General features: G+C 66.3%; 19 protein-coding genes and 3 pseudogenes. 9 read left to right on the forward strand and 13 right to left on the reverse strand.

Annotation, left to right across the window (positions count from 1 at the left end):
- Positions 1 to 49: 49 nt before the first annotated feature.
- Together AB0C46_RS03635 and AB0C46_RS03640 are read right to left on the reverse strand one after the other, a co-directional pair.
- The gene (locus AB0C46_RS03635; RefSeq protein ID WP_362825407.1) at positions 50 to 736 is read right to left on the reverse strand and encodes a hypothetical protein; all 687 of its coding nucleotides are present in this window, start codon (positions 734 to 736) and stop codon (positions 50 to 52) included.
- A 189-nt stretch (positions 737 to 925) separates the two neighbouring features.
- Positions 926 to 1,306 carry an SdpI family protein gene (locus tag AB0C46_RS03640; protein ID WP_362825409.1) on the reverse strand — a complete coding sequence of 127 codons (381 nt, stop codon included), beginning with the start codon at positions 1,304 to 1,306 and terminating at the stop codon, positions 926 to 928.
- Between the two features lie 440 nt (positions 1,307 to 1,746).
- Here AB0C46_RS03640 and AB0C46_RS03645 point away from each other — a divergent pair, with 440 nt between their 5' ends.
- Positions 1,747 to 1,914, forward strand: a complete 168-nt coding sequence (locus tag AB0C46_RS03645; RefSeq protein ID WP_362825411.1) for a hypothetical protein — start codon at positions 1,747 to 1,749, stop codon at positions 1,912 to 1,914.
- Here the strand turns inward: AB0C46_RS03645 and AB0C46_RS03650 are convergent.
- Entirely contained in the window at positions 1,889 to 2,773 is an 885-nt protein-coding gene (locus AB0C46_RS03650; protein ID WP_362825413.1) for an AraC family transcriptional regulator, read from the reverse strand. The two genes, AB0C46_RS03645 and AB0C46_RS03650, sit on opposite strands and share 26 nt — an antisense overlap.
- 49 nt (positions 2,774 to 2,822) lie before the next feature.
- On the opposite strand from AB0C46_RS03650, the gene AB0C46_RS03655 reads away from it, so the two are divergent.
- Positions 2,823 to 3,194 carry a cupin domain-containing protein gene (locus AB0C46_RS03655; RefSeq protein ID WP_362825415.1) on the forward strand — a complete coding sequence of 124 codons (372 nt, stop codon included), beginning with the start codon at positions 2,823 to 2,825 and terminating at the stop codon, positions 3,192 to 3,194.
- Between the two features lies 1 nt (position 3,195).
- Here the strand turns inward: AB0C46_RS03655 and AB0C46_RS03660 are convergent, their stop codons facing one another.
- Both AB0C46_RS03660 and AB0C46_RS03665 read right to left on the reverse strand, forming a co-directional pair.
- The gene (locus AB0C46_RS03660; protein WP_362825416.1) at positions 3,196 to 3,408 is read right to left on the reverse strand and encodes a DUF397 domain-containing protein; all 213 of its coding nucleotides are present in this window, start codon (positions 3,406 to 3,408) and stop codon (positions 3,196 to 3,198) included.
- The gene (locus tag AB0C46_RS03665; RefSeq protein ID WP_362825418.1) at positions 3,405 to 4,253 is read right to left on the reverse strand and encodes a helix-turn-helix transcriptional regulator; all 849 of its coding nucleotides are present in this window, start codon (positions 4,251 to 4,253) and stop codon (positions 3,405 to 3,407) included. The genes AB0C46_RS03660 and AB0C46_RS03665 overlap by 4 nt, the downstream gene beginning before the upstream one ends.
- A gap of 111 nt (positions 4,254 to 4,364) precedes the next feature.
- On the opposite strand from AB0C46_RS03665, the gene AB0C46_RS03670 reads away from it, so the two are divergent.
- The 5 genes and pseudogenes from AB0C46_RS03670 to AB0C46_RS03690 all read left to right on the forward strand — a co-directional run bounded on the left by AB0C46_RS03670 (position 4,365) and on the right by AB0C46_RS03690 (position 8,454).
- Positions 4,365 to 4,775 (forward strand): ATP-binding protein, encoded by a 411-nt coding sequence (locus AB0C46_RS03670; RefSeq protein WP_362825420.1) that lies wholly within the window; start codon positions 4,365 to 4,367, stop codon positions 4,773 to 4,775.
- 310 nt (positions 4,776 to 5,085) lie between these two features.
- Positions 5,086 to 6,081: a helix-turn-helix domain-containing protein gene (locus AB0C46_RS03675; protein WP_362825792.1), complete on the forward strand. Its 996-nt coding sequence runs from the start codon at positions 5,086 to 5,088 to the stop codon at positions 6,079 to 6,081.
- Between the two features lie 62 nt (positions 6,082 to 6,143).
- Positions 6,144 to 6,603: pseudogene (locus AB0C46_RS03680) on the forward strand (hypothetical protein).
- Between the two features lie 31 nt (positions 6,604 to 6,634).
- Positions 6,635 to 6,796: pseudogene (locus AB0C46_RS03685) on the forward strand (IS5/IS1182 family transposase); the annotation flags it as partial.
- A gap of 326 nt (positions 6,797 to 7,122) precedes the next feature.
- Entirely contained in the window at positions 7,123 to 8,454 is a 1,332-nt protein-coding gene (locus tag AB0C46_RS03690) for a hypothetical protein (RefSeq protein WP_362825421.1), read from the forward strand.
- Between the two features lie 82 nt (positions 8,455 to 8,536).
- Here the strand turns inward: AB0C46_RS03690 and AB0C46_RS03695 are convergent.
- The 3 genes and pseudogenes from AB0C46_RS03695 to AB0C46_RS03705 all read right to left on the reverse strand — a co-directional run.
- Positions 8,537 to 8,644 (reverse strand): annotated as a pseudogene (locus AB0C46_RS03695) (leucine zipper domain-containing protein); the annotation flags it as partial.
- Between the two features lie 146 nt (positions 8,645 to 8,790).
- Positions 8,791 to 9,354, reverse strand: coding sequence for a hypothetical protein (locus AB0C46_RS03700; RefSeq protein WP_362825423.1), 564 nt, complete (start codon positions 9,352 to 9,354; stop codon positions 8,791 to 8,793).
- The gene (locus AB0C46_RS03705; RefSeq protein WP_362825424.1) at positions 9,351 to 9,596 is read right to left on the reverse strand and encodes a helix-turn-helix transcriptional regulator; all 246 of its coding nucleotides are present in this window, start codon (positions 9,594 to 9,596) and stop codon (positions 9,351 to 9,353) included. Before AB0C46_RS03705 ends, AB0C46_RS03700 begins: the two co-directional genes overlap by 4 nt.
- A gap of 122 nt (positions 9,597 to 9,718) precedes the next feature.
- Between AB0C46_RS03705 and AB0C46_RS03710 the strand changes: the two genes are divergently transcribed.
- Together AB0C46_RS03710 and AB0C46_RS03715 are read left to right on the forward strand one after the other, a co-directional pair.
- On the forward strand, positions 9,719 to 10,192 hold the full coding sequence (locus tag AB0C46_RS03710) for an OsmC family protein (RefSeq protein ID WP_362825426.1): 474 nt from the start codon (positions 9,719 to 9,721) through the stop codon (positions 10,190 to 10,192).
- 124 nt (positions 10,193 to 10,316) lie between these two features.
- Positions 10,317 to 10,520, forward strand: coding sequence for an SCO3870 family protein (locus AB0C46_RS03715; RefSeq protein WP_362825428.1), 204 nt, complete (start codon positions 10,317 to 10,319; stop codon positions 10,518 to 10,520).
- Between the two features lie 78 nt (positions 10,521 to 10,598).
- Here the strand turns inward: AB0C46_RS03715 and AB0C46_RS03720 are convergent, their stop codons facing one another.
- From AB0C46_RS03720 to AB0C46_RS03740, 5 genes are all read right to left on the reverse strand, one after another.
- Positions 10,599 to 10,766 (reverse strand): hypothetical protein, encoded by a 168-nt coding sequence (locus tag AB0C46_RS03720; RefSeq protein WP_362825429.1) that lies wholly within the window; start codon positions 10,764 to 10,766, stop codon positions 10,599 to 10,601.
- Positions 10,767 to 11,391: 625 nt separating this feature from the next.
- Complete coding sequence (locus AB0C46_RS03725; protein ID WP_362825431.1) at positions 11,392 to 12,336, reverse strand: hypothetical protein; 945 nt, start codon at positions 12,334 to 12,336, stop codon at positions 11,392 to 11,394.
- A gap of 205 nt (positions 12,337 to 12,541) precedes the next feature.
- Positions 12,542 to 12,787, reverse strand: coding sequence for a helix-turn-helix transcriptional regulator (locus tag AB0C46_RS03730; RefSeq protein WP_362825793.1), 246 nt, complete (start codon positions 12,785 to 12,787; stop codon positions 12,542 to 12,544).
- Between the two features lie 134 nt (positions 12,788 to 12,921).
- Entirely contained in the window at positions 12,922 to 13,755 is an 834-nt protein-coding gene (locus AB0C46_RS03735; RefSeq protein WP_362825433.1) for a response regulator, read from the reverse strand.
- Entirely contained in the window at positions 13,752 to 17,933 is a 4,182-nt protein-coding gene (locus AB0C46_RS03740) for a HAMP domain-containing protein (protein ID WP_362825435.1), read from the reverse strand. Before AB0C46_RS03740 ends, AB0C46_RS03735 begins: the two co-directional genes overlap by 4 nt.
- Positions 17,934 to 17,950 lie beyond the last annotated feature (17 nt).

Below are 17,950 nucleotides of genomic sequence, written 5' to 3' on the forward strand. Positions count from 1 at the left end.
TCACCACGGTCGGCACACCCGTCGTTCTGGCTGCTCGGCAGGCGAACGCTTACAGGTTCCGGGCCACCGCCGACACCAGGCTGTCGGCATCCAGGCTGTTGGGCTTACTCATGTCGAATCCGTAGCTCACCGCCGACGGGACGACGACCAGGGCGACGGCCACCTCCGTCGCACCGGCCACATTCGCGTATCCGATGACGTTGATGGCCCCCACCACGTTGATCTCGATCAGGCCGTTGACGTCATGCCACCACCAGCCGTTGGCACGGGCCGTGTCCGTAGTGGTGGCCGCCTTCTGGTGCGCGATGTACTTCTTGACGTCGTCGCTGAGCCGGATCATGCCCTTCTTGGCCTGGAACGGGTCGTTGATCTGGATGGGCACCGTCACCTTCTCGTGGAAGGCGGGGTCGATCTTCTTGAGTATCTTGGTGAATGCGGCTATCTGCGCCGGCGTCACCTTGTCGGCCCCGGAAGTGCGCCGGGCCCTGATCTGCTTGGCCAGGGCAGGCTGGTCGTGGGCGGCCCTGCCCTTGGCGAAGATGAGCAGGCCGACGATGTCCTCGTCGGAGTACTTGATGTGGTGCGCGGGGGCACTGCCGGCGGCGGGAGCAGCTGCCTTTGCCTGTGCCGCCGGCCCGTGGGCCGGAGGGGCAGCCACGGCTGTTGCACCGCAGGCGACGATCCCGGCCAGCGCCGCGGCGGACGAGGCGAGTACGACATTTCTCTTGAGATGCATCGGTTACCTTCACATCAGTCGGTGGTTGGGGTGGTGGGCCATGCCGGAGCGTGCGACGGCGGGCGGCCTGCCCGCGGGCAGGCAAAGAGAACTCGCCGACTGCGGCCCATGACCGGCCGCCCGTGCGCGGCGGTTCGCCGTACCGGCGAGGGCGCCATCGGTCATCGGAGGGAGCGGAGGAGCTTCGTCCTAGCCCTGGTGTGGGGGCTCCTCGCATGCCGCGGCGCGGGCGGCCGCGGTGGAGGACACCGCGATCACGGTGTCTGCGCTGCCACTGATCACGACGATCACCACGTAGGCCCAGGACGGGCCACCTGCGAAGGCGTTGACCAATGACGCGATGGCGGCGACCAGAAGCACCGGGATCAGGCGCGCGTATTTGCGTTGGGCCGCGCGCTGCCCGGCCCGCCACGCGGTGTCGCTGCTCTGGGTCTTATTACTGCGTACTCCCGCAAAAGAGTTCTTGCGCAGAGTGCCATCCCGGCTCTTTCCGGCGATGACCGCAACGATGACGCCGGCGGCGACGAAAATTCCACTCAGAACGATGCCCGCCATGAATGAGCCGGTCATGAGCCACTCACGTGGCCCGTGCACAACATTGCTCTTAAGCGCAGTTCAGGCACCGAATCTTCTCCCCCGTTGACACGTCGAAGCTACGTGGTCCCCTGTCGGCCGGCCCTGTGAGCCACCCGTCTCAGGCGTAGCAACTGACACTCAGTCTGACGCCGCCGTGCGTGGCAAGCAACGGAAATCCGGGAATCTTGACGCCGTACGTGCGGGTGCAAATCCTCCGTTTCGTTCCTCGCAATCTTCCTCACTTCCGGAAAGGCGCCGCCGCCAGGGTTCCCCTTGCCTGACCGTAAAATCCGCCATGGACTTTTCTTGAGCTTTTCTTGGTAGTTCGATAAGCATCAACCGGTCTCCGTTCGGAGGGCGCGGATCACCCGAAGTGCGGGTGGCGGATGCCGTGTTCGAGGGACTGCTCCGCTCCGAGGTGTGCCACAGGCCAGATGATCTGCCGTCGCGGGACCCCGGTGAACGTCGACCCGGCGAACATGCCGATATGTGGTGCGACCCCGAACATCGCGCGGTCGGTCGGCAACCACAGCGCCGAGGTCTACTCGTTCCACGACCGTCAGGTCAGGGGCACCGTCAGCGGGAGGAGCGCGGTCGCGTGATCGCGTAGCGCGCCGGGGTCGTGCCCACGTGCCGGGTGAAGTGCCGGTTCAGATGGGCTTGATCGTGGAAGCCCACAGTTGCCGCGACCTCCGCCGGACGTCTGCCGTCGAGGAGGAGTCCACGGGCCCGCTCGATGCGCTTGCCGGTGAGGTAGGCGTGCGGCGGCAGACCGTAGGTCTGCTTGAAACAGCGGATCAGGTGTGTGGGGTGGGCGTGCAGGACGGCCGCCGCCTCCTGCAGGGACATTCCGGTCGGCAGGCGGGAGTCCAGAAGATCCCGCAGCGCGGCGGCCAGCCGGTTTGCCTCACGGCCCGGTGTACGCGGCAGCCGGAGCGCGTCCAGGCGGAAGAGCAGCCGTTCCCGGATGAAGGACAACCGGGATTCGGCTTCGAACGCATCGCCCGTGTGCCCATCGCCCGGGCGCCCATCGCCCGTGTGCCCACCATCCGTGTGCCCATCGTCCGCGTGGCCCAGGGACATGTGCAGCTGGTGGATGCGATGGCGCAGCAGCTCATCGCCGAAGACCGGGCCGTCCACCGCCCGGCCGGTCAGTTCCTCGGGGAGCACGGCCGGGTCGAGGTAGAGCACGCGCTTGCGGAAGCCGGCCGAGGTGACCGTCCTGCCGTCATGGGCGACACCGGGCGGCAGCAGCACCACGGTGCCGCGGCCGGTTGCGCCATGACGGTGGCGGTCACAGGCGAAGTCGACCGCCCCGTCATTGAGGATCATCAAGGCCCAGGTGGCATGGGTGTGGGACGGATACGCGTGCTCGGTGAAGTGCGCGTGGAAGACCTCGGCGATTCCCGGCACGGACGGGCGCCAGGCGCTGACCGTTGCAGGGGGCGGGCCGTCTGTCATGTCAGGAACGTACAAGATCGCCGGGGGCCGGGCACGGCAGTCTCAAGGCATGAACAACTCTCCCGTTCCCGTCAATATCGCCGACAAGCTCTCGCAGTTCAGCGACCTGTGGTCGCAGAAGAAGATCGCCCAACTCAACGACTACGAGGTCAAACTCGCCAAGCTGAAGGGCGAATTCGTCTGGCACAAGCACGACGACACCGACGAGCTGTTCCTGGTCATCAGCGGCCGGCTCACCATCCAGCTCAGGGACGGCGACGTGACGCTCGGGCCCGGTGAGCTGTTCGTGGTCCCGCAGGGCGTCGAACACTGCCCGCTGGCGGAGGAAGAGACCGCCATTCTGCTCTTCGAACCGGTCGGTACGCCCAATACGGGCGACGCGGGAGGGGCGAGGACCAAAGCCCCCGAGCCCCTCGCCTGACTCAGCCCTCGGCAGCGGCGTACGCCACGAAGTCGGCCCAGGCGGCCGGCCGGAGGCGCAGCTGCGGCCCGTCGGGGTTCTTGGAGTCGCGGATGTGGATGGTGGAGGGGGTGGGGGCGACTTCGAGGCACTCGTTGCTGTCGCTGTCGCCGCTGTAGCTGCTCTTGAACCATGACAGCTCGGTGCCGGTCCCGGCGGAGGGCTTCAGGGTCATGTCTCTCCCAGCAATTTCTCGATGAAGGCCAGTGACTCCCGGGGCGTGAGAGCCTGGGCTCGGATGGTGCCATAACGCAGCTCAAGGACCTGGATCTCCTTCGGGTGGGAGACCGGACGACTGCCGAACTGCCCCTCGGAGTGGCCTACCACCGAGCCGTCCCCGAACTTCAGCAACTGGATCCTGCCGCCCATTCCTGCATGGTCTTCGCGGTTCGTCGGCATTACCTGGATCTCGACGTTCCGCAACTGCCCCACCTCCAACAGACGTTCGAGCTGCCGGCGCAGGACCATTGTGCCTCCGAGAGGGCGGCGCAGCGTCACCTCTTCCTGGACGAATGTGAGGGCAGGAGCGGGCGTGCGGTCGAAGATCGACCGCCGGGTTACTCGTGCGGCCACCTCGCGGTCCACTTTGTCCTGCGACCAGGCGGGCCGTCGCATCTCGAACAGCGCCCGCGCGTACTCCTTGGTCTGCAACAACCCATGCAGATTGTGGCTGCCATACGCGCCTAGTTCGACCGCCTCGGCCTCCCACCGCGTCAGGTCCCGCACCTTCTTCGGGTACCGGGCCTGCTCCACGTCCTTCTTCATTGCGGCGATCTTCCCGCCCGCGCCCAAGACTTCATCGGCCTTGTCGAGGAACTCCGGACGGGGAATACGCACGCCACGCTCGATTTTGTAGATCAGGTTCTCCCCGTACCCGACGGCCGCCCCGAACTCAGCCGGACGCAGCCCCGCCGCCTCCCGCCACATTTTGAGCTGGCGCCCGACCGTCTCAACGGCCGCCTGCGCGTCGTCTTCTGGGTCAAGTTCCCAACCCCCGTCTTCCGCACCGTCAACATGCATCCGCTTCCACCTCCTGGACAGCTGGGACACCTCTGGACAACCCGTGGACATCACCATGAGTACTGGCGTCATCACTATTCAGCGTAAGCACGCGCGGCCACGCTGAGTGACATGAATCAGGAAATCGCCGAGTCCAAGCTCCAGTTCAAGGTCCAGCTGTCCGCCACCCGCCGGGGCGCTCGTCTGGCGCGGCTCCTTGCCACGGAGGAACTGCGGTCCTGGGGCCTGTCGTTCGAGGCCCCGGCCCATGTCATCGCCGAGCTGGCCGCGAACGCCGCCACGCACGGGCGCGTACCGGGCCGGGACTTCCGTCTCGCTGTGCTGTCTGACGCGGACACGCTCCGTATCGAGGTGACGGATGCACGCGGCGACCGGCTTCCGGACCGGCACGTCCCGGGCGTACGGGACTCGGGCCACGGCCTGGTGGTGGTCGACGCGCTCGCCGACCGCTGGGGTACCTGTCGGGGACCGTTCCCCTGCAAGACGGTGTGGGCGGAATTCGATCTGCCGATGTGGGGCTGATGGGGCGGCCGACGGCCCGTCAACCGGAGGCCGGAAAACCGGGCGCCGGTGCGCCGCGCGCCGGGGTTTCGGCTCGCAAAAGACCCATAACCGCAGGTACAGAAACCGACCTAACCCAGCCCAACCGGCCCTGGTGCGCCGCGTCGTCACTCGCTCGGGTGATCCCCGACCGGAAGACTGGCTTCCGCAGCCGTCGTCCATGCACTCTCGGCAACAACGACCCCGAAAACCCGCACACATGCGACGGCCCCCGGCCGGGACTGGCATCCCGATCGAGGGCCTGACCAACGAGGAAGAGAACAGCTTCCTGATGGCTGAGCAGCAGTTTAATGCGCCTGCGCGCGCCCGGTACGACGTTCACCGATCCCCGGTCGGCGTGCACAAAGTCACCGAATTCCAAGACCCCGGCTACACGATCGTCGGCAACCACCTCACCCAGCATCGTTCGCTGTCGGGCCTGGCGATCGGGCTCGCCGCCTACATCCAGTCGCTGCCCGAGGGCGCGCCGGTCGACATCCGTACGCTCGCCAGGAGGTTCCCCGAGGGGCGGGGGCGGATCGCCGCCGCCTTACGGGAGTTGGAGGCGCACGGCTACCTCGAACGGGTCCGGCGGCGCACCGACGACGGGCGGCTGGTCACGCTCACGATCTCGTACAACAACCCGGCAGCCACCCGCGCCCGCCGCGCCCGCGAGACCGCCGAGCAGGCCAAACGCCGCACCGCCACCGAACCGCCCCCACCGAAACCCGCCGCGCCCGCATCGCCCCCTGAGCCTGCCCACCTACGCACCGGGCCCACGCCACCACCGCCCGGACCGTCGGTCCACCCACAGCCCACGCAGACGCGGCAGACGCCACAGGCACCGCGGGCCCCGGCACCCTCCCCCGCACCCCACCTGCCCGAGCCCCGCACCCGCGCCCACCACCCCCCGGCCGCCGCCCTCCTCGCGAACCTCCGGCGGGACGATCCCCGCCTGCTGCTCTCCGTACGGGACATCCAGCGCCTCACCCCGTCCGTTGCCGCCTGGCTGGAACGCGGGGCCTCCCCGGACGCCGTGCGCAGCGCCCTGACCGCCGGTCTGCCACCCACCCTGCGGTACCCGGCGGCCCTGCTCGCCCACCGCCTCACGGAGCTGCTTCCGCCACCCCTCCCGGCCGCATCCCCGGCGGCCGCCACCCGCGCCCGCGCGGCCCCGCTCCAGACCTGCGACGGCTGTGACCGCGCCTTCCGCGCCCCGGCTCCGGGCCGCTGCCGCGACTGCCGCCACCCGGCGGCAGCGAAGCAGGGCGCCGCTGATGACGGCTAGATGAATGAGTCCGGTGTTTGTGCTGGCCGCGACCATGGCGAAGGGCGCCCGTTGGCTCGTGTGTGACGACAAACCTGGACGCCCTTCTGGCGGCACTGTACGTGTTCATCGACGACCACATGGCCCCTTGTCGCCGGATCGGGCGACCCCCGAAACCGACGCACGCCGAACTGCTGTGCCTGGCCGTCGCCCAGGTCCTGCTCGGTTTCCCCTCCGCCCGGCACTGGATCCGCTTCGCCCACGCCCGACGGGGACACCTCTTCCGCTACCTGCCCCAGCATGCCGGGTACGGCTTCTGCCGCAGCCACTCCCGCTTTTTCTGGGGACTGCGGCTCTACCTGGTCACCACCGCCGAGGGCATGCCCGTCACCTGGTGCCTGGCGGGAACAGCACGGAGCCAGAACCCCGCCCGGAGTCTTCGCCCGCACCGGCCAACGCCTTCTGGCCCTGGCAACCGCCATCTGGCACAACTGGACCACCGGAGCCCCAGCCAAACGATCCCTGACCGCCTACGACCACTGAGAACATCGACTCATTCATCTAGGGAGACCGTCGGCCCGTCAGCCACGACGCCGACCTCAGCAAGGAACGGAACACTGTCGAGCGCCTGATCAACAAGCTCAAGGCCTGGCGGGGCATCGCCACCCGATACGACGAGACCCCCGACAGCTACCTCGCCGGCCTCCACCTGCGCGTCTCGATGACTCTGAATTAAAGACTCCACTCGGAGCGCTTGATCACGCACAATATGCGCCCTAAGCGGACTACTCGGACGTAGTTCACGTATTGTTGGCCAGCACGTCGGTCTCGTCATGTTCCCTTTCTCTGAGACGCTTCCCAGCGCCTTCGGCATGGAGGGAATAACTAATGTCACGTAGACCTGGTTTCAACTATCGCTCGCGAAGACGGTCTCTGGCGGCGTTCATGGCCGTGCTCTGTGCGGCGATCGTCACCCTGGTGCTCGGCCCGTTGCCGGCTCATGCCGATGAGGCCTCGCCCAGCTTGCGAGCGGATGCGAGCGCCTATGCATTGGGAGCACACGTGACCTTGGACTACGCATCTCCCAGCGATCAAAGTTCGATCACGATCTACAAGGTCGGGTCGACTCCCGGAAAAGATCAATGGATCGCTCAATCAATGCTAGGTAAGTCCAGCGGCTCGTTTTATCCCAACGTGACGTGGAGAAGCGGACGCTACTACGCAACGCTGAGCGTCGCCGACTCTGAGATCGCCAGGACCTCATTCACCGTTGGCAAATTCGACGAGCGGGCGCCGACGATCATGCAGGCCGGCCTGCCAGAAGACAAGCCGCTGGAGAAGGCGCAAGCCGCACTCGACCGTGGATCAGTTCCCGGGAATGAGGTGGCGCTGGACGACGCCATGGACATGGGCTCCGGATACTTTCGCATCAGAAGCACAGCTACCAACACCTGCCTCGCTCCTCCCGCGGACAACGCCGCCGGCGGTCCGACAACGTGGACCACGTGCAACGAGTCCTCACAAGTGTTCTACGTGACCCCGGGCCTGCGCCCCGGAGGCTACTTCGTCAGGCCGCTGGACCTGGACGGATGCCTCACATCTGACCGATCGCAGGAGCCCGAGGTGGGTTCCTGGGCGCCCCAGTACGGGAACTGTTCCGATGGCCAAGATGGAAAGGACGCACTCACCACCAAAGACAAGGCCAATGAGGCGGCTGCGGACCTGACCTGGAACTTCTTCCCGGTACAGGAAGGAAAAGCCGTAGAGAACGCTCACGTTGATTCGATCCCGCTCTCTGTCACGGAGCGATGGGCCAACTCCGTTCGCATGTGCAACTGGGGCGCATTCACCGCCTACTTCGTGTTCGACTACACCACCACCGATGCGGAAGGAGTCGACACTGACGGGCACTATCAGTCCGGCACCGTCACCGCCGGGCAGTGCGTCGAGGCGGACCCACCGAGCGGGTACATAGTCGGCGCAGTCACCCCGGTTCTCCAAATGGAGGGCACTGGCTCCTGGGCCGCAATGGGCGCCACCACAATCGCCGGCTGGAAGGCCGATCTGACCGTCCACACCGACGGCAACCTGTGCAAGAGCTTTGCCTGGAGCACTGCCCGCTCGTCCAACGCCGCCGTCGCAATGGATGCATTCCCCGGAACAAACTGCTGGACCAACACTACGAACGGAGTCAAGAACACCTTCACTTGGGAGGACGCCTACAACTACACGGTCGGCATGCTCCCGATCGTCTTCCCCGGGGACAAGTCGATCGGATCCTCCCCGGAATCTCTCTTCTCAGGTCTCGGGAAGACCTTCGGGGCAAAGGTTCCTACCGCCTCCAACAATATGTACAAGAACATCTACTCAATCGGCTGGCACGCATCCGCGTAACGACCGAGGGGTCTGCCCAGACGTGAGTTGGCCGCGAGGGTGAGGTTGTGCAGGCGGGCGATGCCCTGCGGGCGGGGCCTCACCGGCGCAGCACGCGGACCTTGATGATTCGGCGTTCGGTCCATGTCGGGGTGCGGTGCGGGCTGTGCTGGGGGCGGGAGGACCGGTCCGTCATGCCCGCCTCGCCCAGGGCCCTCGTGCCCAGGGCCTTGGGCACGAGGGCCTTTCGGCCGGTGTGGACGTCGTCATCCACACCGCACCCGGAAGGCCCTCACCCGTTCAAGATCCCGCAGCCGGGACCTGCCTCACCATCCACCACCTCCCCGGACAGCACCGCTAGAGCGCCTCGGGCACCTGCTCCGAGCTCTCCGTCGGTTCGTCCCGGGCCGCCAGACCGGCCACCCACATCGGCATCAGCCAGTGCGCCACGAATACCGTGAGCAGGACCGGAACGAGCAGAGTTCCGGCCGATACGTGACCAATCCAGCAGTATGCGACGACGCCGACGACGGCGCCCGCCAGCAGGTAGGTGGTCAGGCGGTGCGCCCGTGCCCCTACCCGGTCCCGCTCGGCCAGTTGGCGTTCGTCCAGGACGTGCGTCCGCAGTTCGAGGAGGCCGCGGGTGGCGCCGTTGATCACGCCGGTGGCCACACACCACAGGAGGATCAGGACAAGAAGCAGGGCAAGAAGGGCGAAGGCGAGCCCGCGCCGGTCGGTCACGCACATGCCGATGCCCGTGGCCACGGATGCCACCGTAAGCACCACGTGGGCCGTGACGACGGTGCGACGGCGGGCGGCCGTCGCGTACAGCGCGTGCCCCTCGCGGTTGTTCATGACGGCGAACATGCGCTCGTCGTAGCGCGTGCGCCGGCCTCGCTGGGCCGTGCCTGTGGCGGTCATTGCTTCCTCCCGTAAACCTCGTCCGTGAGCCGGCGGAACGGCCGGAGGGAGAAGAGTGCCTCCACCGGCAGTTCGAAGAACTCGGCGATGCGCAGGGCGAGATCGAGGCTCGGGTTGTACTGCCCGCGCTCGATATAGCCGATCGTCTGGTAGTGGGCGCCGACCGCTTCGGCCAGCGCCTGTCGCGACACCTTGCGTTCCGCTCGCACCATCGCCAGCCTGTTGTGCACCTGCTCGCTCATGTATAAGAAGTACTACATCTTGAGTCAGGATGACAACGGATGGAGTGAGCCACTGGCACCAGGGACCGGATCATCTGGAGTACGGCCCAAGCTCAGGCCATGACCGTCCTTATCCTGACTGCATGGCTGAGACGCACGTATACGACGTAGCGATTGAATGGACCGGCAACCTCGGCTCAGGTACGGATACTTACCGTTCCTTCAGTCGTGCCCATGAAGTCCTGGCGACGGGGAAGGCGCCTATCGCCGCCTCCTCCGATCCGGCCTTTCGCGGCGACCCGTCCCGCTGGAACCCCGAGGAACTGCTGGTGGCTTCGGTCGCGCAGTGCCACATGCTCTGGTACCTCCACCTGTGCGCTGTGGGCGGAGTGACCGTGGTCGACTACGAAGACCGCGCTCACGGGGTCATGACCATGGACGCGAGCGGTGGGGGAGGCCAGATCACCGAGGTCGTGCTGCGCCCCGAGGTGACCGTTGCCGAGGCGTCGATGGTGGACAAGGCTCGCGCACTGCATGGCGAAGTGCATGCGGTGTGTTTCATCGCCCGCTCGGTGAACTTTCCCATCCGGCATGAGCCGCTCACCCGGGTCCAGTAAGGAGGCCACCAGCGGCGTCGCCCCCATGCACCACCTCGCCCCTGGCCAAGTCTGAGCACAGCGGGACGAGTTCGCCTTTAGGCTTTGATGATCACCATGCCCGCCCACAGTTCAAGGAGATGGAATGACACAGCCTCCCTTCGCAACCCTGTCCGCCGCGCTTGCGGCGCTCGGGACGGCGCTGGGCTTTCTCGCGGTCGAGTTGCGCGCAGACGGCTACGAGCAGTACGTCGAGTCCGTGGCCACTTCCAGCGTCCTGATGTGGACCACGGCGTCCCTGACGGTCGTGACGTGGGTCCGCTACCGCCGCCAGATGAACTCACACTGAGTTCCGCGGACGCCGACGCGCGCCGGGGCATCAGCCCCGGCGCGCGCTGGTTCCCTTCCCACGGATGCGGGGAGCGGATCACCTTTTCTCTTTCTGCTTTTTGGCGCTGTCCATCTTCGACGCAATGGCGGTCACGATACCGCCGGTGACGAAGGTGAAGAGCAGTTGGCCCCACAGGGGTTCGATCAGATACTTGCCGGTCAAAATGAGGCTCACACCCCAAATGGCATAGAGCAGAACCTTCATGAGAACCTCGGTACCCGCTCCGGCGCCCGTGTGAAGAGTTTTCGGCATTGCTCCCCTCGTTTTTCACTCGTGTCGTGGTCAGCGACATGAATAAACGTAGGTCCCAACGTCCCTGTTCAGCAAGGGTGTTCCACAAGGTTGATCTTGATCGTGGGGAATGTCGCGAACGCGGGAAATTCCGTCCCCGGGGCTTTTGCTGGGTCCGCACCACATAAAGAGGAAGTCCGTACACCCCGTCATGGCGCCGCTACACAGGGTGTATTGGCGCCCTGCTTCCTTCTCTCGCAGCTGGCAGTCTGCGGGCGAGGGGCACGCCGACTCCGAGCTTAGGTGGCTCCTTCTGCTTAGCGTGTCCAGCACGCTAAGGGCTGTTCCGTAATCCCTGGCGGGCGCACGGTGGCAGCTACGGCACTCCCCCGGCTAACGCTGGGAGGCGCCCCCACTCCGTGTTGTCGGAACGTCCGGATACGCCCGCCCAGTATCCGGACGTCCCTCCGCCTTTCGACGCAGCTCGGCAACCGTAGAGCAAATGATCAGCCGAGACGGAGTGAGTGCAGCGAACGCAGTGCATCTGACGCCGTGCGCTGATCCACCAGGGATTACGGACAGCCATTAGCCGTATTTCTCACAGAGCCCGCTTGATCCACGTCATAGGGCTTTTCGTGCTGGGGGATTGGATCATGACTCGTGCAGGAATCAGGGTCATCTTCTGCCTGGGATTCTTGCCGCCCTGATCGACGACATTGACCAGGTGGACGATGTAACCGATGTACCACCCACCGTTCATGCGCCCATCAACCCAGCCCGTCTTCCCCTTAGGGATTTTCATCTTGACCGTTCCTTCGGTCAATTGTTGCCACTTGTTGACCGTTGTCGTCGACTCAGTGTAGGAGAAATTGAACTCTGGTGCGCCCTCGCCGCCTGGCGTTCCTTCCGCGCTGCCCTTTCCGCTGACCTTCCCGCCTATAGACCAGCCTGAGGTCTTACCCTCTTCTCGGGCGACGGTTGTCTGGGTCTTGAATTCGAAATCCGCGTCGCCGGTGACCTGTGCACTTACCGTGGCGCTTGGGTGCGCCTCGTCGAGTGCTCCCACGAAACCACAAGACGGTGGAGCGGTTGCCTCACTTTTGCCACAGTCCGTCTGGGCGGTGACCTTCGCCGTGCCATCCAGTTGCGACAGCCAAGGCTCGGTATCGTCACTGGTCGTGTTGCGAATGTCAGGATTCTCTTTGATAGGGACATCGGGCTGAAATTTGATGCCGAGTTTCCCTTGCGCGTCCTCGAGCGCCTTCTCATGCGGGTACTTCTTCTCGACGTCGGCGCGTTGGATCTCTTTGAGGTCCAATCCTACGACCGGATAGCCCAGGACGCTTTCTGTCGGGTTGAGAGGTGCCACTTCCGTCATCTTTTTATTGGACCCATCTTCGTCGAACCATTCCTCGCCGTCAGCGAAGGCCGGCGTCTGGGTGCAGATGAGCGGCGTCAGTATGAGGGTGGCGGTCGCGAGGACAGTTGCGGTCCGCACTCTCCTCGTCGTCGGATGGGCGGCGTCCGGCTTCAGTGTTCGCACGCTTATCTCCTCTCGGTCAAGGGTTCAATCACGGCTCTGCTGAAGCGGTGCAGTGTCTCCCCCGGCATTCGTGCCAGTTCCCGGACTGATGGTTCACCACCCGACCGAGGCAGGATGCCCCACAGAGTGGTTCCCTTCCCGTGCGGCCACTCAGCGGCAAACATCCTGACTGACCGATCGCTGTTCTCCGTTGGTCCGGTTGCTTCTACTCTGCGCCGAAGTGCATGCTTCCGACATCCCCCACCTGACCGATACTCATCGGTAGGGATTCTTGACTTCGGTGGGTGAACTCCCTTGCGAGTTCTGCCTGTGAGGTCAAGCAGAGATTTCGCAGAATGTTGGATACATGGGTCTGGATAGTGCTGCGAGACCAGACCGTACGGGCGGCGATCTCCGGATTGGTGCAGCCTTCGGCGAGGAGAGCGGCAACTTGGAGTTCCGCATTGGTCAGCGCGTCTCATCCATGGGCGGGACGGCGTTCTCGACCGCCGGTTCCCGCGCGTTCAGCTCGGCCAGCAGCACTTCGATCCGCTCCCACAGCCATCCGAAACGACCACGGCGACGCCGCCATGGCCTGACCAATCCTCAGGTCCCGCGGCTCACCAGAAGTCTGCCCACCGCCTGTTCCAATTCCGCGATGCGGTCGGCGAGACGTTCCTTGTCGCTGCCCTGGGCATCACGCAGGAGGAGTTCCACCTCGGCGAGTTGGCCGGCGATCTCCGCCAGCCGGGAGGCGTCGCCGGCCGCGGGGGAAACGGGCGGTGGGGGTTCGGCATGCGCCCGGGGTTCCTGGCTTTCGGGGGGTGTGGCGGGGGGACCGGCCGACTCCCCGGGTTCCCGGGATTCCTCCGGTGCCGGGGGAGGAGCCGCAGTCGGCGACGAGGCCGAAATCGTCGTGGAGGGGGCCGGCGCGGACGCGGCAGCCGGCGTCGGGGCGACGGGTGGTGCGCCCTCGCCGCGGGGATGCTCGTCCGACGTCAGCAGACGTTTCAACTGTTCGGCCTGGGCGGCCAGTTGGCGGTTCTTGCGGTGCAGTTCCAGGAAGACGTTCACCTTGGTGCGCAGCAGCCAGGGGTCGAAGGGCTTGATGAGGAAATCGGCGGCGCCGACCGTGTAGCCGCGATAGGCGTAGTTCGGGTCGACCGAGGCGCCGGTGAGGAGAATGATCGGGACGTCCTTGGTCTGGTCGAGGCCCTTGATGTTGGCGGCGGTCTCGAAGCCGTTCATGCCCGGCATCAGCACATCGATGAGCACCACCGCGAATTCCTCGCGAAGCATGGCCTTGAGGGCCTCTTCACCAGATCGCGCACGGACCACTTTCTGGGTGAGGGAGCCCAGAACGGCTTCCAGTGCGACGAGGTTCTCCTCCATGTCGTCGACGATGAGGATGCTGGGTGAGGTGTCCGGTGCGGTCGTCATGATTCCTGCCCCGCCGTTCCCTGGTCGTCCTGGTCGCCGCTGCTTTCGGCGGTGGGGGAGGTGTCGCGGGTTTTGGGGTCGGGGTGCGGCGAGGGATCACCGTGCTCCGGGTCGAGGAGGCGGCAGATCACGGACAGCAGCCGGTCCACATCCATCGGTTTGGGGATGTAGTCATTGGCCCCGCTCTCGATCGCCTTTTCGCGGTCGCCCGGCATGGCCTTCGCGGTGAGCGCGATGACCGGCAGGTCCGCGAATCGAGGCGCTTGTCGGATCGCCTTGATCATCTCGTAACCATCCATTTCGGGCATCATGATGTCCATCAGCACCAGCGAGACATCCGGCGTCCGGTCGAGGACTTCCAGGCCCTCGCGGCCGTTTTCGGCGTACTTCACGCTGATGCCGACCCGGCCCAATACGTGCGTGAGCGCGAAGACATTGCGGATGTCGTCGTCGACGATGAGGATGCGGCGCTTGGCGAGCACCTCGCCGGCGCGTCCGCTGAGCCAGTCCTTGAGGCGGGTGGTTTCGGGCCAGGTGACGGCGCCGCCGTCGGTGGGATGCCCTCCCGTGGGGGAAGCCAGCTCCTGGTCCCCGGCGACGGGGAAGTGGGCACCGGCGGGCCCGTCCGGCTGTGGTTCGGGCTTGGCCGTGAGCTGTTCGGCCAGGACGGGGCCGGACTGTGCGGTGCTGTCCGCGGGGCGGGTGGCGGCGGTGGGGCTCGGCGCGGGGAAGGGGCCGGTGTAGCGCGCGGGCACGTACAGGGTGAAGGTCGAGCCGACGCCCGGCTCGCTCTCGGCGATGATCCGCCCGCCGAGCAGCGCGGCCATGTCGCGGCTGATGGAGAGGCCGAGGCCGGTGCCGCCGTATTTGCGGTTGGTCGTGCCGTCGGACTGCTGGAACGCCTCGAAGATGCCGTCGAGTTTCTCCGGCGAGATGCCGATTCCGGTGTCCTTGACGGAGAGGGCGATGACGTCGTCGGCGGTGCGGAGGGACTCCTCCTCGAAATCCGTGCCCGGTACGCGCTGGACGATGAGTTCCACACCGCCGGAGGAGGTGAACTTCACCGCGTTGGACAGGAGGTTGCGGAGGATCTGCTGGAGGCGTTGTTCGTCGGAGAAGAGTTCCTTGGGGACGTTCTCGCCGACCGTGACGTCGAAGGTGAGACCGCGGTCGACGGTGAGGGGCCGGAAGGTGGCGCGGACGTAGTCGAGAAGTTTGATCAGCGGCAGGGTCTTGGGGTGGACGTCCATCCGGCCGGCCTCGATCTTCGACAGATCGAGGATGTCGTTGATGAGCTGGAGCAGGTCGGAGCCCGCGCGGTGGATGGTGACGGCGAACTCCACCTCCTGCGAGGAGAGCCGGCCGTCGGGGTTGTCGGCGAGCAGCCGGGAGAGCACCAGCAGGGAATTCAGCGGGGTGCGCAGTTCGTGCGACATGTTCGCCAGGAATTCCGACTTGTACTGGGAGGAGGTCGCGAGCAGGGCCGCCTTCTCCTCCAACTCGGCGTTCGTCAGCTGGAGTTCGTCGGAGCGCTGCCGGAGCTCGGCGGTCAGCCGCTGGGATTCCGAAAGGAGGGATTCCGTACGGGAGTTGGCGATGATGGTGTTGATCGAGACGCCGATGGTGTTCACGAACTGGTCGATGAAGGCGAGGTGGACGTCGCTGAAGCGGCTGAACGAGGCCAGCTCGATGACGCCCAGCACCTGGTCCTCGAAGAGGATGGGCAGGATGACGATGCTGGCCGGGGCCGCGGCGCCGAGTCCGGAGCTGATGGTGATGTAGTCCGGCGGGACGGCCTCGACGACGATGCGCTTCTTCTCCATGGCGGCCTGGGTGATCAGGCCCCAGCCGGGGGTGCCCAGCCGCAGCCGCGGCAGGGAACGGCGGCCCTCGGGCTGGCCGGTGCCGTAACCGGCGATCAGCTCCAGGCCCTCACCCGGCTGGGCGCCCGCCTCGGCCAGGAAGAACGCGCCGAACTGCGCGTTCACCAGCGGGGTCAGCTCGCGCAGGATCAGATCCGCGACCTCGACCAGGTCGCGGTGGCCCTGCATCAGGCTGGCGATACGGGCCAGGTTGGACTCCAGCCAGTCCTTGGCGCGGGTGGTCTCGCGGAGGTTGGCGACCATCAGGTTGATGTTGTTCTTCAGGGCGGCGACCTCGCCCTGGGCGTCCACGGTGATCGAGCCGGACATATCGCCCTGGGTGACCGCGCTGGCCACCTCGGCGATCGCCCGGACCTGCGTCGTCAGGTTCAGCGCCAGCTCGTTGACGCTGGTGGTCAGCCGCTTCCAGGTGCCGTAGACGCCCTCGACGCGGGCCTGGCCGCCGAGCTGCCCCTCGCTGCCGACCTCACGGGCCACCCGGGTCACCTCGGACGAGAACGAGGAGAGGGTGTCGACCATCGTGTTGATCGTCGTCTTCAGCTCCAGGATCTCGCCGCGGGCGTCGACGTCGATCTTCTTGGACAGATCGCCCTTGGCGACGGCGGTGGCGACCTGGGCGATGTTGCGGACCTGGGAGGTCAGGTTGTCCGCCATGGAGTTGACGTTGTCGGTGAGGTTCTTCCAGACGCCGGAGACGCCATGGACCTGCGCCCGGCCGCCCAGCCGGCCCTCGGTGCCGACCTCGCGGGCGACGCGGGTGACCTCGTCGGCGAACGCCCGCAGCTGCTGGACCATCGTGTTGACGGTGTCCTTCAGCTCCAGGATCTCGCCGCGGGCATCCACGTCGATCTTCTTGGACAGGTCACCGTTGGCCACGGCCGTGGTCACCTGGGCGATGTTGCGGACCTGGGAGGTCAGGTTCAGCGCCATGAAGTTGACGTTGTCGGTGAGGTCTTTCCAGACCCCGGAGACGTCCCTGACCTGCGCCTGGCCGCCCAGGTTCCCTTCGGTGCCGACCTCGCGGGCGACCCGGGTGACCTCGTCGGCGAAGGCGGAGAGCTGGTAGACCATCGTGTTGATCGTCGACTTCAGCTCCAGGATCTCGCCCTTGGCTTCCACGGTGATCGTCCTGCCGAGGTCGCCCTCCGCGACGGCGGTGGCGACCAGGGCGATGTTGCGGACCTGGGACGTCAGGTTGTCGGCCATGAAGTTGACGCTCTCGGTGAGGTCTTTCCAGACCCCGGAGACGCCCCTGACCTGCGCCCGGCCGCCCAGCCGCCCCTCGGTGCCGACCTCCCGGGCCACTCGGGTGACCTCGTCGGCGAAGGCGGAGAGCTGGTCGACCATCGTGTTGATCGTCGACTTCAGTTCGAGGATCTCGCCCCGGGCGTCCACGGTGATCTTCTGGCTCAGGTCGCCGTTGGCCACGGCCGTGGTCACCTGGGCGATGTTGCGGACCTGCCAGGTCAGGTTGGACGCCATGAAGTTGACGTTGTCGGTGAGGTCTTTCCAGACCCCGGAGACGCCTCTGACCTGCGCCCGGCCGCCCAGCTGGCCTTCGGTGCCGACCTCGCGGGCGACCCGGGTGACCTCGTCGGCGAACGCCCGCAGCTGATCCACCATCTTGTTGACGGTGAGCTTGAGCTCCAGCAGCTCGCCGGTCGCCTCGACCGTCACCTGCTGGGTCAGATCGCCGGTGGCCACCGCGGTGGTGACCACGGCGATGTCCCGCACCTGCGCGGTCAGCCGGGACGCCATGGTGTTGACCGCCTCGGTCACATGGAGCCAGTCCCCGGAGAGCCCCTGGACCTTGGCCCGGCCGCCCAGCCGGCCCTCGGTGCCGACCTCCCGGGCGACCCGGGTGACCTCGCCGGTGAACAGCGACAGCTGGTCGACCATGCGGTTCACGCCGTTGCCCAGGCGGCGCAGATCGCCGCGGAGCTGGCGGTTGCCGTCGTGCAGATCGACCCGCTGGGTCAGATCGCCGTCGGCCACCGCGTCCAGCACCCGGGTGGCCTTGGCGAGCGGGACCACCAGTGCTTCGAGCACGGTGTTGGCCGCCTCGATGTTCGACGTCCAGGTGCCCTGACCGGGGCTCGCGGAGATCCGCTCGTCCAGCCGGCCCTGCCGGATGATCTCGCTGCGGACGCGCTGCAGCTCGGAGGCGAGATGGGCGTTGCGGGCGGTGATCTGGTTGAAGACGCCGGCCATGTCGGCCAGCACCCCGTCCGTGGAGCCGCCGTCCGGCAGGCTCTCCACGCGCGCGGTGAAATCTCCGTCGCGCACCGCGTTCATCGCCGCGAGCAGCGGCC

It is taken from the genome of Streptomyces sp. NPDC048637 (genome assembly GCF_040650675.1).
In the GTDB taxonomy this organism is placed as follows: domain Bacteria; phylum Actinomycetota; class Actinomycetes; order Streptomycetales; family Streptomycetaceae; genus Streptomyces.

What these genes read in the sequence shown, in the direction of transcription:
- AB0C46_RS03635 (WP_362825407.1), bottom strand. Translation starts at nt 736, where the DNA reads ATGCATCTCAAGAGAAATGTCGTACTCGCCTCGTCCGCCGCGGCGCTG.
- AB0C46_RS03640 (WP_362825409.1), bottom strand. Translation starts at nt 1,306, where the DNA reads ATGACCGGCTCATTCATGGCGGGCATCGTTCTGAGTGGAATTTTCGTC.
- AB0C46_RS03645 (WP_362825411.1), top strand. Translation starts at nt 1,747, where the DNA reads ATGATCTGCCGTCGCGGGACCCCGGTGAACGTCGACCCGGCGAACATG.
- AB0C46_RS03650 (WP_362825413.1), bottom strand. Translation starts at nt 2,773, where the DNA reads ATGACAGACGGCCCGCCCCCTGCAACGGTCAGCGCCTGGCGCCCGTCC.
- AB0C46_RS03655 (WP_362825415.1), top strand. Translation starts at nt 2,823, where the DNA reads ATGAACAACTCTCCCGTTCCCGTCAATATCGCCGACAAGCTCTCGCAG.
- AB0C46_RS03660 (WP_362825416.1), bottom strand. Translation starts at nt 3,408, where the DNA reads ATGACCCTGAAGCCCTCCGCCGGGACCGGCACCGAGCTGTCATGGTTC.
- AB0C46_RS03665 (WP_362825418.1), bottom strand. Translation starts at nt 4,253, where the DNA reads ATGCATGTTGACGGTGCGGAAGACGGGGGTTGGGAACTTGACCCAGAA.
- AB0C46_RS03670 (WP_362825420.1), top strand. Translation starts at nt 4,365, where the DNA reads ATGAATCAGGAAATCGCCGAGTCCAAGCTCCAGTTCAAGGTCCAGCTG.
- AB0C46_RS03675 (WP_362825792.1), top strand. Translation starts at nt 5,086, where the DNA reads ATGGCTGAGCAGCAGTTTAATGCGCCTGCGCGCGCCCGGTACGACGTT.
- AB0C46_RS03700 (WP_362825423.1), bottom strand. Translation starts at nt 9,354, where the DNA reads ATGACCGCCACAGGCACGGCCCAGCGAGGCCGGCGCACGCGCTACGAC.
- AB0C46_RS03705 (WP_362825424.1), bottom strand. Translation starts at nt 9,596, where the DNA reads ATGAGCGAGCAGGTGCACAACAGGCTGGCGATGGTGCGAGCGGAACGC.
- AB0C46_RS03710 (WP_362825426.1), top strand. Translation starts at nt 9,719, where the DNA reads ATGGCTGAGACGCACGTATACGACGTAGCGATTGAATGGACCGGCAAC.
- AB0C46_RS03715 (WP_362825428.1), top strand. Translation starts at nt 10,317, where the DNA reads ATGACACAGCCTCCCTTCGCAACCCTGTCCGCCGCGCTTGCGGCGCTC.
- AB0C46_RS03720 (WP_362825429.1), bottom strand. Translation starts at nt 10,766, where the DNA reads ATGAAGGTTCTGCTCTATGCCATTTGGGGTGTGAGCCTCATTTTGACC.
- AB0C46_RS03735 (WP_362825433.1), bottom strand. Translation starts at nt 13,755, where the DNA reads ATGACGACCGCACCGGACACCTCACCCAGCATCCTCATCGTCGACGAC.
- AB0C46_RS03740 (WP_362825435.1), bottom strand. Translation starts at nt 17,933, where the DNA reads ATGAACGCGGTGCGCGACGGAGATTTCACCGCGCGCGTGGAGAGCCTG.